General features: G+C 37.7%; 17 protein-coding genes. 5 read left to right on the top strand and 12 right to left on the bottom strand.

Annotated elements, in window-relative coordinates; translation table 11 throughout:
• Positions 1-496, top strand: a 496-nt coding sequence (locus QVB70_RS04200; protein ID WP_342766541.1) for a proteasome subunit alpha, incomplete at its 5' end; no start/stop codon positions are given.
• 126 nt (positions 497-622) lie between these two features.
• On the opposite strand, the gene QVB70_RS04195 is transcribed toward QVB70_RS04200, so the two are convergent.
• Entirely contained in the window at positions 623-931 is a 309-nt protein-coding gene (locus tag QVB70_RS04195; RefSeq protein ID WP_287583704.1) for a hypothetical protein, read from the bottom strand.
• 5 nt (positions 932-936) lie between these two features.
• A complete protein-coding gene (locus tag QVB70_RS04190) occupies positions 937-1,227 on the bottom strand; it encodes a hypothetical protein (protein WP_287583701.1) in 291 nt (96 codons plus the stop codon).
• A gap of 163 nt (positions 1,228-1,390) precedes the next feature.
• Here QVB70_RS04190 and QVB70_RS04185 point away from each other — a divergent pair, with 163 nt between their 5' ends.
• The 3 genes from QVB70_RS04185 to QVB70_RS04175 all read left to right on the top strand — a co-directional run bounded on the left by QVB70_RS04185 (position 1,391) and on the right by QVB70_RS04175 (position 3,628).
• Positions 1,391-2,383, top strand: coding sequence for a hypothetical protein (locus tag QVB70_RS04185; RefSeq protein WP_287583698.1), 993 nt, complete (start codon positions 1,391-1,393; stop codon positions 2,381-2,383).
• Positions 2,384-2,499: 116 nt separating this feature from the next.
• Positions 2,500-2,658 carry a hypothetical protein gene (locus QVB70_RS04180; RefSeq protein WP_287583696.1) on the top strand — a complete coding sequence of 53 codons (159 nt, stop codon included), beginning with the start codon at positions 2,500-2,502 and terminating at the stop codon, positions 2,656-2,658.
• A gap of 430 nt (positions 2,659-3,088) precedes the next feature.
• Entirely contained in the window at positions 3,089-3,628 is a 540-nt protein-coding gene (locus QVB70_RS04175; protein ID WP_287583694.1) for a hypothetical protein, read from the top strand.
• Between the two features lie 80 nt (positions 3,629-3,708).
• On the opposite strand, the gene iscB is transcribed toward QVB70_RS04175, so the two are convergent.
• From iscB to QVB70_RS04125, 10 genes are all read right to left on the bottom strand, one after another.
• Positions 3,709-4,929, bottom strand: coding sequence for an RNA-guided endonuclease IscB (iscB, locus tag QVB70_RS04170; protein ID WP_287583706.1), 1,221 nt, complete (start codon positions 4,927-4,929; stop codon positions 3,709-3,711).
• 14 nt (positions 4,930-4,943) lie between these two features.
• On the bottom strand, positions 4,944-5,132 hold the full coding sequence (locus QVB70_RS04165; RefSeq protein ID WP_287583692.1) for a hypothetical protein: 189 nt from the start codon (positions 5,130-5,132) through the stop codon (positions 4,944-4,946).
• A gap of 166 nt (positions 5,133-5,298) precedes the next feature.
• Positions 5,299-6,030, bottom strand: a complete 732-nt coding sequence (locus QVB70_RS04160; protein ID WP_287583691.1) for a tetratricopeptide repeat protein — start codon at positions 6,028-6,030, stop codon at positions 5,299-5,301.
• Positions 6,031-6,217: 187 nt separating this feature from the next.
• Entirely contained in the window at positions 6,218-6,763 is a 546-nt protein-coding gene (locus QVB70_RS04155; protein WP_287583690.1) for a zinc ribbon domain-containing protein, read from the bottom strand.
• A gap of 73 nt (positions 6,764-6,836) precedes the next feature.
• Positions 6,837-7,199, bottom strand: a complete 363-nt coding sequence (locus tag QVB70_RS04150) for a hypothetical protein (RefSeq protein WP_287583687.1) — start codon at positions 7,197-7,199, stop codon at positions 6,837-6,839.
• 30 nt (positions 7,200-7,229) lie between these two features.
• Complete coding sequence (locus QVB70_RS04145) at positions 7,230-7,427, bottom strand: hypothetical protein (protein WP_287583685.1); 198 nt, start codon at positions 7,425-7,427, stop codon at positions 7,230-7,232.
• Between the two features lie 263 nt (positions 7,428-7,690).
• Entirely contained in the window at positions 7,691-8,614 is a 924-nt protein-coding gene (locus QVB70_RS04140; protein WP_287583684.1) for a vWA domain-containing protein, read from the bottom strand.
• A gap of 155 nt (positions 8,615-8,769) precedes the next feature.
• The gene (locus tag QVB70_RS04135) at positions 8,770-10,011 is read right to left on the bottom strand and encodes a tetratricopeptide repeat protein (RefSeq protein WP_287583682.1); all 1,242 of its coding nucleotides are present in this window, start codon (positions 10,009-10,011) and stop codon (positions 8,770-8,772) included.
• Between the two features lie 88 nt (positions 10,012-10,099).
• Positions 10,100-11,035, bottom strand: a complete 936-nt coding sequence (locus tag QVB70_RS04130; protein WP_287583680.1) for a tetratricopeptide repeat protein — start codon at positions 11,033-11,035, stop codon at positions 10,100-10,102.
• Between the two features lie 111 nt (positions 11,036-11,146).
• Complete coding sequence (locus QVB70_RS04125) at positions 11,147-12,289, bottom strand: alanine--glyoxylate aminotransferase family protein (protein WP_287583678.1); 1,143 nt, start codon at positions 12,287-12,289, stop codon at positions 11,147-11,149.
• Positions 12,290-12,406: 117 nt separating this feature from the next.
• Here QVB70_RS04125 and QVB70_RS04120 point away from each other — a divergent pair, with 117 nt between their 5' ends.
• The gene (locus tag QVB70_RS04120; RefSeq protein ID WP_287583676.1) at positions 12,407-13,660 is read left to right on the top strand and encodes a 2,3-bisphosphoglycerate-independent phosphoglycerate mutase; all 1,254 of its coding nucleotides are present in this window, start codon (positions 12,407-12,409) and stop codon (positions 13,658-13,660) included.
• Positions 13,661-13,846: the final 186 nt, after the last annotated feature.

The raw sequence follows: 13,846 nt of genomic DNA, 5'->3' as shown, positions 1-13,846 counted from the left end.
TGGTGTCGCGATTGCGGGGCTGACTGCAGATGCGCGTGTCCTAATCAACCAAGCGAGGATCAATGCACAAATGCACAGGCTAACGTATGATGAACCAATTAACGTAGAAGTCTTAACACGGGAAATTGGAGATTTAATGCAGGTATATACCCAATATGCAGGTGTAAGACCTTTTGGTGTTAAACTATTGATTATGGGAGTAGATGATAATGGAACTCAATTATTTTCGACCGATCCAAGTGGTACCTATTTTGGAAATCTAGCGGCAGTAATTGGTGCAGGTGAACAACAGGCTTTAGAATTGCTAGAGAAAGACTATCAACCGGATTTAGATTTGGATGGGATGATATTGTTGTCATTAAGAGCGTTAGAACAGGTGATTGAGTCTGAACTTGATGCAACAAAGGTTGAAATTACGGTAATCACTGAGGATGAACGGAAACTTAAGAATCTCACTGTTGAGGAAATCACTAACTATATTAAGAGAAAGACATAACTATGCCAGCAAATAATTTCAAAAGACCTTCGTTTTTTCAGTTCTCTATTCTGTTCCATACCAGTCTCTTGCTTTTTTGAGAACTTTAAAATGCAGAATGGTTTAACTGAAATATAGTGAAGAAAATCAGTCGATATCTACATAAATTATGTCAGTTTTTTGAGACACGGACACTGAGAAATTGTTTGGCGTAATGTGGTAGAAATTCGTGACGAGTTGTGGTAAACAAAAGATAAATGCATTCTTAGTCTCTTTTACATCAATTTTATCATTCCAAATGCTTTTTTGAGCCATATCTTGTGACTTTTCAAGACTAATCGCTATTGTCTCTTTGGAAAGCATGTAAAGATACGCAGAAGTCATCATTGGAATTTCTTTGAACATGTCTTTTGGTACTTCTATTTCATTTATTTCCATCTCGATAATTCGTGTCATTTGAACTACTCCTTGGTCACATGGACTCCATATACAATAAATTCTCTTATTAAGTTATTATATGTTTTCTCTCTTACGAATATCTCCACCAAGAATGGTTTTCTATGTCCTTTTTTGAATTTTAAGATTAACCTAAATGATCCATCTGGAAGATATTCTCTTTCCTTTATTGAGGAATATAGTACTCGTCTTTTGATATATCCCTCTGAAACCCCATCCTTCTCATGTTGCGAAACTTGAATAGGTGCTTTTCCCGCTAGGCGTACATATTCAAATGGAACTTCACGCTTGTTCATCAAAGTCTCACCTAGTATCTTGAGGATTGGTAATTCATCTTTGTCTATTGTCTATATTACCTCGTCGTTATTTATAATTTAATCAATATTTATTAAGTGACTCTTTGTATAGATTTTCTCTATGGAATGAAAATACCCTGATATTGAGTATTGAGGGAACCATATGGATTTCTTCCGATTATCTAAGAAAGACCTAATCACGACCCAGGAATGGTCCATGAACGACATCAACGCAGTTCTTGAGTGGACTCGCTATTTAAAGGAAAGTTATTACAAGGGTGATAAACCAAAACTTCTACCTGACAAAACATTTCTGATGCTTTTTTATTCTATATCAACGCGAACGCGCATTTCCTTCGAGACAGCGATGACCGAACTGGGGGGACACGCCCAATTCGTGGAGTCTAAAACGACCCTACTAGACGCAGGCGAGTCTATCAAGGACACGGCAAAAGCGATGGCAAGGTATGCACAAGGCATTGGAATACGCCTATTAGAGCCAAGTGTTGGAAACAAAGTGATCCGAGAATACGCTAGCCACGTAAAAATACCAGTCATTAATATGGCTGATGACCGTTTTCACCCCTGTCAAGGACTTGGCGATATATTTACCATTATAGAAAAGATGAAAGAGATAAGAAACAAAAAATTTCTGGTTACCTGGGCTAATTCTAACAACCCTCGATCCTGGTGTAGTGTCCAAAGCGCGATTCTAATTGCCACTCGTTTTGGAATGGACGTAACGCTGGCATATCCCTCTGAACATTTTGCTTTAGAGCCCACTGTAATTAACTGGTGCAAACAAAACGCAGACGAATCTGGAGGCACATTTGAAATCAGTAATGATTTGCAGGATGCCTATAATTCAGCTCATGTGGTATTTCCACGTAATTGGATGACTGCTGAGGCCTTTGAAATTGGGATAGAACGAGAACTAGAGTTGTATAAGAGATACAGCGACTGGATATGCACCTCAGAGTTAATGGCGTCGACTGAAAAAGCGTTATTCTTGCACTCTATGCCTGTGTTTAGAGAAGAAGAGGCTACATCTGAAGTAGTAGATGCCCCATATTCTGTAATCTATGATCAAGCTGAGAATAGGTTGCATGTTCAAAAAGCAATACTTTCTTTAATGATGGGGGGTATGCCTTCGTAGATTTAACCCAAAAATCGTTTTTAAATGAATATATTAGAATAACAACGGTTCTTGCCTTCAGGAAAAGTATTTTAAACACGAAAAATTCAGTTATGCAACTATTGGAGTTGATGTTAATGAATGAATTCAAAGGAACATGTCCCCGATGTGGGAGTACAAGTTCTGTTGACTTAGGAAACCCAACCATACCTGTTGGAAAAACTCGACAAGCACGCGTTAATGTCAGAGAATGCACAAAATGTAAACTCGTGTATTATGAGGCTTATCAAGAATAGTATTTCTTAATGCAATTACATCTGCAATATTTTACATTTTTCATTATTTTTTGTTTTATTTTGATTTAACTCAATGCTATTTTGAATACTTCAGGCCATAGATGATATTTGAAACTATAGAAACTAGATGTAGTTATTATCAAAGGCAAGCTCAACCATTCTTGCCTCGAAAAACTTAGATAATCAAAATTAAATCTTAGGTATGAGTTTAGGGATTACCAGAATTATTTTTACCCTCTAAGTGTTGTGCACATTCATTTCAGATCGTGAAAATGCCTTGTCTGATTACAATTTGAAACGTTGTTTTTTTACAATTTGAAATATTGTCTGATTACAATTTAAAAAGAGCGTAAGAGTAATAAGTTCACATTCATACAAAAGAATACAAATAAATTACAAATAGTCACAAAGATATAGGGGGATGTAAGTTATGAGTGCGCCTAACTATGTTAAGAAGGTAGTCACAATTCCTAATGAAGTCTATGAGAAATTAATAACTTTCAGGAATGATAACGAGCTTTTCTCTCATTTCTGTCATCGAGTCTTTGCATTATTTCTAGAAAGAAGTCAATTGGCTGACTTCGACCGTATTGGCATTTCAAAAGATGCCTTCACCAAATTAATTGAAAATTATCCCAAAGAAAAGATTAATGAACTCATTCCGTCGCTGGAAGCTTGCTTAGAAACTGCTTTAGGGAAAAAAATTGACACTATGGATTTACAGAGAGAGATAGTTCCCTACCTAAAAAGAGTTATTGTTCACGTAGATAATATCTGCAACGTGTTCGATTTTAACTTCTTAGGGGGCAAAAACGAATTTCAAGTGTTTTGTACTTCCAAAGCTAAGGATAAGTATGTCGATTTCTGGACCGATTATTTAGCAGCATTTTTCAATGCTAGAGGCTATAGTGTATTAGACAAAGACAAGAAAACAGGATATTTGTACATACACTTCAAAAAAGACAAGTAGATCTTGTATTACGCCGTAATTTCATTATAGTGAATTTGTGATTTTGTAAACTACCTCACATCTCCCGCCTCTGGAAGCCCCTACCCTTTAGGGTGGGGAGGAAAGAGGCGTTTAGACTGACTTAAGTTAAATAATAATCCTTTCCCATATTTAACCAACTCTACTTTTTTGATAGATACGCTTTTGTCTTTTCCATTAACATTTTTTAAAATAACTCGCTTTCCAAGACAATGAGTCCCTTTTACTCTATACGTTCTACCCTCAAACTTTACAAGATCATACGGTTGTAACGGGTATCTCTGTCTTCTAATAGACGGTTTGAAGCCTTTTCTATTCAATTGTAGAGAACGAGTATTGCGCCGCACCTGAATAACCTCATACGGTCTACACCGTGGTTGTGTTGTGCCTCCCGCAATGACAAACGCATCATTAACATGCGACTTTTCCAGTCCTAAATTGTTACGCTGGTATTTGGTGACGTATCCGTAAGTATGCTCTGCACCTAACTGTTCTACTAGCCTCCAACGAATGTTATTAATACATGCTGGTGCTTTAAGTGGCGTCTTTGCCTGCTTTTGTATGTGTGGATAGCCAAACTCCTCTGCGGTCTTATCTCCCTTCTTTAGATTACAGTTCCTACATGATATCGTCAAATTCGACACTCGGTCTGTGCCACCTCTACTTTTCGGGACGATATGCTCGACTTCTAAGGGCACGTTTGTGTTACCACAATAGGCGCACTTTCGTCCCCACTTATCCAATAGATATTCTTTGACTTCGTAGCCCTGTAGCTCGCCCTGCTGATATGCTACGCCTGTAATTTCTGGATGTTGCATTTTCTGTGTGTCGAAATTCGCAGTCTCTATCCTTTTGTAAGTTATAGGAAGTAGCGTTGCAAGTGTTTCAACTAATCGAATATGTGAGTCATGCCTATGCTGAGTACTAGGGGCTAACCATCCTTCAGGACGTTTACGATTATCAAATCGAGGTGGGCGATACCCTAATCTGCCTCTACGCGTTCTACGATACCTTCGCTTTTCTTCAAGCTTGTTAGACACATCCTTGCGCAAGTTTAACGTCCCACTGATGACTTCTAACGTATCGGTCTTGGCACTAAATCCAATATTCGTAAATCCGATATCCACTCCTAATTTAATCAGTTGTGTCGCCTCTCCAGTGGCATAGTTCAACTGAATGGTGAAAGGATACCGTTTTACAACTGTAGCCTTTCCTTCTTTTAACAACCTCTTTCCGTTATGTTGTGTGGTAGGCATGAGCGGTTGCCCCCTGATGTTTACCACATAGATAGGTACTCTCAAGTCCTATCTCCTCCTTTAACTGATGTTAAAGTCGGTTGGTTCTCTTCGCCAAGGTTATCAGTCAGTACTCTACGATGATCACTGAGAGTTGCCTCTCTGTTTAAACCACCGTTTACAGAGCAAGGGACTAGAGAAGCATCCCTTGGTGTGTTCTTTAACTCTCCTGATAACGTAGATACCGTCATACACTATATGACCTCTCTTAGGCTAATCAACTAATTGCTCTCAGGTCTCACGACCCAAGCCCCTACCCTTTAGGGTGGGGTAATTGACATTAATTCTTATCCAGTGCTATAATGCGTTGTTTTGACCATTAATGATTCAAAAAAACACAGAAATTAAATGCAGAATTTATTCAATAGCCAGCTTAGGGTTGATTTTTACCGCCCTTTTAAAGCATTCATCAGCCTTCTTAATATTGTCTAGTTTTTTATATGCAACAGCTAGGTTACTCCATGCGTCTGCAAATTCAGGATCGATTTCTACTGCTTTTTTAAAATTCTCGATCGCTTTTTGATATTCACCTAACTCAGAATAAGATAATCCTATGCATACCCAGGCAGTTGCAGCCAGCGAATCGATCTCAACAACCTTTTGAAAACACTCAAGTGCCTTTTTGTGTTCATCCAATTGTCCGTATGCCACCCCTAGGTTATACCATGCGTCTATATCTCCAGGATCAATAGCTACTACCTTTTTAAAACACTCTACCGCTTTTTCATGGTTTCCTAATTCTCCGTAGGTGCCTCCTAGATTGTACCATGCATCTTCGAACTCAGGGTCAAGTTTTACTGCCTTTTTATGGTATTTGATGGCATTTTTATAATCACTGAGTCTTCTATAGGTCTCACCTAGGTTAGTCCAAGCCCATGCGAACTCAGGAGCGATTTTTACAGTTTTTCTATAACAAACAAGTGCAGCATCATGCTCGCCTACTTCGCCATACGCTATACCCATGTTGTACCATGCCATTGTGTGGTTTTGATCGACCTTTAATGCTTTCTTGAATTCATCTATCGCTTTTTGGTGGTGACCTTGATCTAAGTGCTCAGTTCCTCTTTCAAAATGATCTTCCGCAGACATTTCTAACCCTATGCAGACTGATAGAAACACATTTTCAACTTCTGATAGATAAACTTTGTTTATAAAAGTGAGAATCTGCATCTATAGGCGAGCTGGGATAGTTCAAAGAGTTGATGAGTTTAGTTCCTAATACCGAACTTTAAATGCAAGAACAGATCACAAAAAAGGAAAAGAAGACTCAGAGGAATTATTGGGAGACAGGTTTTTTCAGTTGAGCGCCACAGTTAGGGCAACTTATCCATCTGAAGTCTACAGCTTCACCACAATTGGGGCATGTCAACTCTCCCTGAGGTGTATTGCAGTAAGGACATGTAAGCCATCCGGGTTTAAGTCCTTTATCACAGTTAGTGCAGAACTTTTGAGCATTTTCCATTCTAAGCCACAAAGATTTAATGATAACGTTCAAAGAATCTCTTAGATAGGCTTCTTCGGGTGTTTCATCTTCCATGTCTAGTTTTTCAAGGTTTATTTGTTCAAAATTGCTATCAGTGAAGGTAGCTAAACTTCTTTCATCATCTTTGCTCCTTAATCTCACAACAACGGCGATTCCGTTTGCGGTATCCTCTAAATATACTTCCCCAAATGTTTTTCCCAGTTTGCTTTTAAATTCAGTCAGAATATACTTTGATTCCAAAGAATAGACTTGCTCCATTTCAAATTCTTTAACCCACGCGAGAACTGCATTCCAACAATCAGGCAGTTTACGACCAATAAAAAAGTCATTCCAATCCATGTACACTTCTAAACTTCCTTTTTCACTGTTTAAATAAAAAAGAAATGAGGTTAAAAATGGGAGAAATATAGTTTCATTCTTTCATTTTCGATTCTATACTGCCTGAGAACTTTTGTAATTCATCAATTATTACTGGGGAGATTTCTTTTCCACTTTTTGATGGCCACGCAATAAAGCGAATATCATCGTCAACAGTTCTAAATTCAAGACGGACTTTATGCTTCTTTTCTACCTTTTTTTCGACCTCAAGCCCTCCTCCTAGGTCAATTTTCTTTTTACCGATGATTTTACCTCCTACGCTTTCCGTTACATCCCACTCACCTTTGATAGAATATCCTCGCATTATAAGTTGGCTTTTGTACATGTTCACGAAGCTGTTGACCTGATCTGCTAGACCCTCAATTCTGAGATCCACTATCAGTTCACTATCAGACATCTTTACACCTCGATATACATTAAGGACAGCTTAGTCTTTGGCATAATACATCAGTTGATCATGTAGGAAGAAATACTCGTTCTTGCCGACATGGAAAACTATTTTTACACCTAATGTATTGGCGAGTTCCACTAGTTCTTGTACGCTTGACATTTTTATATCCCAAGAATCTTTAAGTTTCTTATCGCTAATCCTTACTGTATCCGGGGTTACAATTTGTGCAGACATCTCACCACATCCTCCTTATTCTTACTTTTTAACTTTGCATTATTACGAAACCTACTTATATACTTTAGGACAAATATAGAAGTTACAAATTGTAACAAGTAGATGTTTGTTTTCATATATCACTGTCTTAAAATGAGCCGCAAATTGATAAAATGCTTTAAAAAAGAGAAGAGAGTTGCAAAATCATTAAATTACTCAGAAAAACTCATACTCCATTAAAAAGAATTAAAAAAAGTTAAAAAATGAAAAAATGAAGACAAAAGTTATTTCTCGTCGTCTTCAACTAATTTCTTCAATCTTACCTGTCGTAGTGCTTCTTTAACATCGTCTTGCTGTATCTCTTGTTCCTCAAGTTCAAGATCAGCTTCCTCTACTGGAGCAGAAGTTGCTACTGTTTCAGCACGCATGCGTTTTCGTTTCATCCCTTTTTCTTTCAATGCACTTGAAACTCTCATCTCGATATCGCTTTCACTTAGCGTAACCCCTGGTGACTCAGCTTGGATTTTCTGTAATTCTTGTGCTACAAATTCTTCGATTTTCAGTTTTTCAAGTTCGCTTTCGGCCACTCCAGTAATCAAAGACACAAGCAGATTAGCTTTTTCCAAGGGAATAAATGACCCCTTAGTAATTTCTGCCACTTCTTTGTACACATCTACCGCCTTTTTATAGGCCGCAATTTCAGGAAAACATCCAACAGAGTAGATTAGAATACCTTTATCGTAAGCTCGCTGTGCTTCAGTTTTCCAGTTTTTTCCTTCAGGACAACCTTTTGGAAAATTGTCTCCACTAGGTTCTACTCCATGTGGTGGTGCATCACCCATCCATATAACAATCTTTGATGCTTTTTCACGCCAACTCAGACGAGTAATGTCAAATAACGCATCACACACCGCTTCAGGACCATCACCGCCGCCATCAGCGTACATAGAAACAATTGCCTCTTGTATTTTGTCTGAATCATCATTAAAAGCAAATATCTTGGTTATAAAGCTCGTATCTTCTGGTGGATGGTCTCTATAACCTACTAGGCCAATTCTCAAAGAAGAACAGAGTTCTTTCACCCTGATGGTATGTATGATTTCCAGGATTTTTTGTTTCACGGTTTCGATGTAGGGTCCCATGCTACCCGTTTCGTCAACCATGAAGCACAGATCTAGTTGTCCAAGTTTTTCGGTAACGTCACTCATTTTTTTCCCTCTTATTTCTATTAAATTTACAATTGCTGACATTAATGAAAAAAGAATGTCCATTTTATGTAGAAATGGATTTCGAGTGATATATTTCTAACTGAAATTGACTTTTCTGTTTGATAAAAAATGAGATTATAGTGAATGATGCAAAACTATACATTCACAAGTCCAGGATCAATTTCTAGTGCCTTGTCATAACATTCATTAGCTCTATCACGTTCGCCTAAATTATAGAAAGCTAATCCCATGTTGTACCATGCATCTGCAAGTTCAGAATCAAGTTCCACAGTTTGTTGAAAACATTCGAGGGCTTTAGAGTGTTCACCTAAGTTACCATAATTGACTCCCATGTTCAACCAAGCAGTTACATCCTCTGGGTCTATTTCCACAACTTTTTGATAGCAGTCAATTGCTTTCTTGAATTTACTTTGTTCTCCGTAAACCCAACCCAAATTATACCATGCATTCACAAATTCCGGTTCAAGTTCCACTGCTTTCTTATAGCACTCAAGAGCTTTGTCATGATCTTCTAACTCGGTATAAACATTTCCTATGTTATTCCATGCAAATTCATGTTCAGGATCAAGTTCTATAACTTTTAAAAAACAGTTAAGTGCATTTTCGTTTTCATCTAACTCTATGTAAGCGATTCCCAGGTTATACCAAGCCCATAAAAAGTCTGGGTTAATTTCTACTGCTTTTTGATACGATTCAGTCTCTGTCTCAAAATTATCCAATTCCGCATAAACCAGTCCCATGTCGTACCAAACTTCGGCATCCTTAGGATTAGTATCTACAACTTTCTTGTAACACTCGATAGCTCTATTAAACTCTTCCAACTCTTCATAAATCCGACCCATATTGTGCCAAGCGTCAGGATACTCGGGAATAATCTTTACAGCTTCTTGATAGCATTCAAGCGCTTTATCGTATTCGCCTAGATTGTTATAGATCCAACCCATATTATACCATGCTTCTGCAAACTCAGGATCGATTTTAATCAGTTGTTTAAAGCAACCACGAGCCTTTTCGTATTCACCTAACTCTCTAAAGGCGATTCCCATATTATACCAGGCATCTTGATATTGAGGACCAATTTTGATTACTCTCTTATAGCAGTCAATCTCCTTACTATATTCACCTAATTCACCATATGCGACGCCCATATTATACCACGCATCTGCATCCTCAGGAATAATCTCTATTGCTTTGTTATAGCAATCAATCTCCTTGTGAAACTCACCTAACTCTCTGTAAGTAACACCCATGTTGTACCATGCTTTAAAATAAGTAGGATCGACCTCTAATGCCTTCGTATACTGTTCTATTGCTTGCTGATATTGACCCTGTTCGGAATATTCATTTCCTCTCTCATTATATTCCTCTGCTGACATTTTCTACCACTTCCAAGTCCATTTTTCGTTCCTCTTATCAGAAACATAGTTAGGAAGAATTCTTCGTTTAAAACGTATCACGGAAAGGTCATTTTTTTACCAAATTTGGATTGATTTTAATCGCCTTTTTGTAGCACTCATCAGCTTTCTCAGTGTAGCCTAATTTATCATAAGTTTGCCCCAGATCGATCCATGCATCTACGTATTCTGAGTCGATTTCTAGTGCTTTTTTATAACATCCAATAGCTTTTTTAAACTCACTTAAATCGTTATAGACGGCACCTAGATTATTCCAGGTATCTACATCTTCAGGATCAATTTTTAATGCACTATAGAGATAATCAAGTGCTTTCTTATGTTCACCTAACTCCTTGTAGATCAATCCCTTACCTGTCAATGCCTCAGCATACTCAGGACTGATGTCCAATGCCTTTTGAGCAGCATTTAGAGCACTATTAAAATCGCCCATCTTGGAGTATATTATTGCTATATTGAGCCATGCAGAAGCATGCTCAGGATCAAGTTCTACCGCTGCTTTATAACAAGCTATCGCCTTTTTGAACTTGCCTAGTTGATTATAAGCTGTCCCTTTATGCGTCCAGGTTAAGGCATCCGTTGCTTGGATATTCACGACTTTTTTATAACAGTTCATGGCTTTATTAGGCTCTCCAAGAATAATATACACATCTGCCATGACAACCCATGCATAGGTATAATCAGGTGCAATTTCCACCGCTTTTTGATGACTTTTTAATGCTTCTTTAAATTTGCCTAGCTTCCCATACATTAATCCCATCATTTGCCACGCTTTAGCAAATCTAGGATTGATGTCAACTGCTTTTTTAAAAGACTTTAGCGCAGTTTTTAACTCGCCTAACATGTAATATGCAATTCCTATGTTACTCCATGCGCCATAGTCTCTTGGTTCTACCTTTAATGCTTTCCTGTATTCTGTGATGGCTTCATGATATTGTCCCTGCTCCCAATACTCATTTCCTCTGGCATTATAATCAGGTTCAGACATTCTTAATTACTCCATAACGATTGTTCTCAATTGTCGAAAGCACATCAAAATAACTTAAACATGGTTTTGAATAAAAAGAAGAGATGATTCATAAATCACTCAAAATAAAACTCATAAGAAGACCTTTTCTGCTGCTGATACTCCTGCTCCTAATTCAATATCAAATCCAAGTTCTTTTAATACCAATTCTGTCATTTCTAACATTAAGAGAACCTCTCTATCTGTACAAAGATTCATATGCGCTGCACGAAATATTTTTCCTTTTACTTTTCCTTGCCCACCGGCAATTAACACTTTGTGCTTTAACATAGTTTTTCTAAATTCGGCGTCATCTAATCCGTCCAAATATTTTACTGCGGTAACTGTATTCGAGGCGTATTGTTGATCAGCAAATAAATCAAAGCCAATAGTGTTCATACCTTCCCGCATAGCTTGTGCACAAAGTCTATGTCGCTTTACACGGTTTTCGTATCCTTCTTCTAGAATCATTTGAAACGCTTTATGCGCTGCATAAAACAATGGTAGTGCGGGTGTATACGGTGTATCGTATTTTTTGAAACTATTTCGATGTTTTTTGAGGTTTAAATAATAGGAAGGAATATCAGATCTGTTCTCAATAACTTCCCAAGCTCTCTGATTGACAGCTATCATACCTAATCCTGGTGGAATCCCTAAGCATTTTTGAGAGCCAGTAACTAAAACATCAAAACCCCATTTATCAGTTTCACAATAATCTCCACCAACGGATGTTATAGCATCGACAATAAGAAGTTTATCATATTCTTGGGCAATTTTTGCGATTTCCTCTCCGGGTTGTAAAACGCCTGTAGAGGTTTCATTATGAGTAAACGTAATAAATTTGATATTGGGATTGTTTTCAAGTACAGCTATCATTTCATCAAGATTTACTGCTTTACCCCATTCAACATTAACTGGAATTGATTTCCCACCATAGGTTTGAGTGATTTCAATCCAGCGTTCAGCAAATTTTCCACCCATGATGTTAAGAACCTCATCACCTTTAGAAACCAGATTTGCAATAGCTGAGTCCATGGCTGATGTCCCAGATCCAGAAAAAATAAACATGTCGTTCTGAGTTCGACAGATTTCTTTTAACATCTCTATGGATTCCTTAAGGATTTCCCGAAATTCGTTTGTCCTATGACCATAGAGAAGGCGATTCATAGCCTGATATACCTTAGGATGTATTTCCACTGGGCCAGGAATCATTAGCCTAATATTTTGTTCATCCATTTTCAAACCACACTTAAAGTAATTAATATAATATCTTTGGTTTACTTTGTGAGTTTGATTTAAAGTTTTGGAAATCTACCAAAGCAATTACATTTTTAACTTAATACGTGTTGTTAGTTGACTAAAGGGATGAAAATGTGTGCACATGTATTTCTTATAGTATGTGATGGAATGGGGGACCGTCCGATTGAAGAATTAGATGGAAAAACCCCTGTAGAATTTGCAAATACTCCATGGTTAGATAAATTATCAGAAGTTGGAATTAATGGAATTATGCATACACTTGGTACACCAGGCATAGTTCCTGGGAGCGATACGGCACATTTAGCGCTTTTTGGATATGATCCACATATCTATTATTCGGGCCGTGGAGCATTCGAGGCTTTAGGTGTAGGATTGGAAGTAAAGGAAGGCGATGTAGCGCTACGAGGTAATTTTGCAACGGTTGATGAGAATTTAAACGTATTAGACAGACGTGCTGGACGATATGTTCCTGAAGGTGATCAACTCGCAGCAGTAGTCAATGGATTAAAATTACCGGAGGCTCCTGATGTCGAAGTGATAGCAAAACATGCTACTCAGCACAGATGCGCTGTTATTCTCCGTGGACCGGGATTAAGTCACAAGGTTACAGATACTGACCCTCATGAGACTAATGCAAAAGTAAAAATTGCTAAACCTTTAGATGATAGTGAAGAAGCACAAAAAACGGCAAATATCATTAATGCATTATCAGGAAAATCCCATGAACTTCTCAAAGACCATCCATTGAATAAACAACGTCAAGAACGTGGAGATTTGCCTGGAAACATCATTATTCTTAGAGGTGCAGGGCAAGTACCCAATGTAAAATCATTAACTCAGTTATATGGAATTAAAAGTGCAGTGATATCAACAAATGCGCTTTATCGGGGAGTTGCTCTAAGTATTGGAATGGAACACCTTCCAGTCTCTGAAACAAAAGGAGACTATATCGTACTGGCAAAAAAAGCACTTGAGCGTTTCGATAACTATGAGTTGTTCTTTATTCATGTTAAAGACACAGATAATGCCTCTCACGATGGAAATGCTGAAGAAAAGGTAAAAGTGATTGAACGCATTGATGAAATGATTAGTTATTTGTTCCCAAAAGTTGAAAGCAAAGAAGCGTATATCTGTGTAACTGCTGATCATACTACTTCAGTGAAAGCAAAAGACCATGTCGGTGACGATGTGCCAGTCGTTATAGCGGGTCCAGAAGTCCGTAGTGATTCTGTTAAGTCATTTTCAGAGAGAGCCTGTGCACTGGGAGGGCTTAATAGAATTCGAGGCATAGATATTATGCCTATATTAATGAGTTATCTGGAAAAGACACCCATGTTCGGCTCATAGCCGCTTTCTATACTTTTTTAAGAGATTACTTGAATTTCAATGCAGCATTTCATATCTTTCTATCGAAAATAGAATTATACCAATAGGAAGTAATTATAAAGCTAAAATCCTTTTTAAAAAAGTGTTATAAGCTCACTAAGCTTCGATACTAAATAGAAATTATTAATGTCAAGAAGTTGATGTAAA

The organism is Candidatus Borrarchaeum sp., assembly GCF_019058535.1.
GTDB classification, from domain to species: Archaea; Asgardarchaeota; Sifarchaeia; order Borrarchaeales; family Borrarchaeaceae; genus Borrarchaeum; species Borrarchaeum weybense.
The sequence above is the reverse complement of the archived record's forward strand: the minus strand, read 5'-3'. Positions and strand labels throughout refer to the sequence as shown.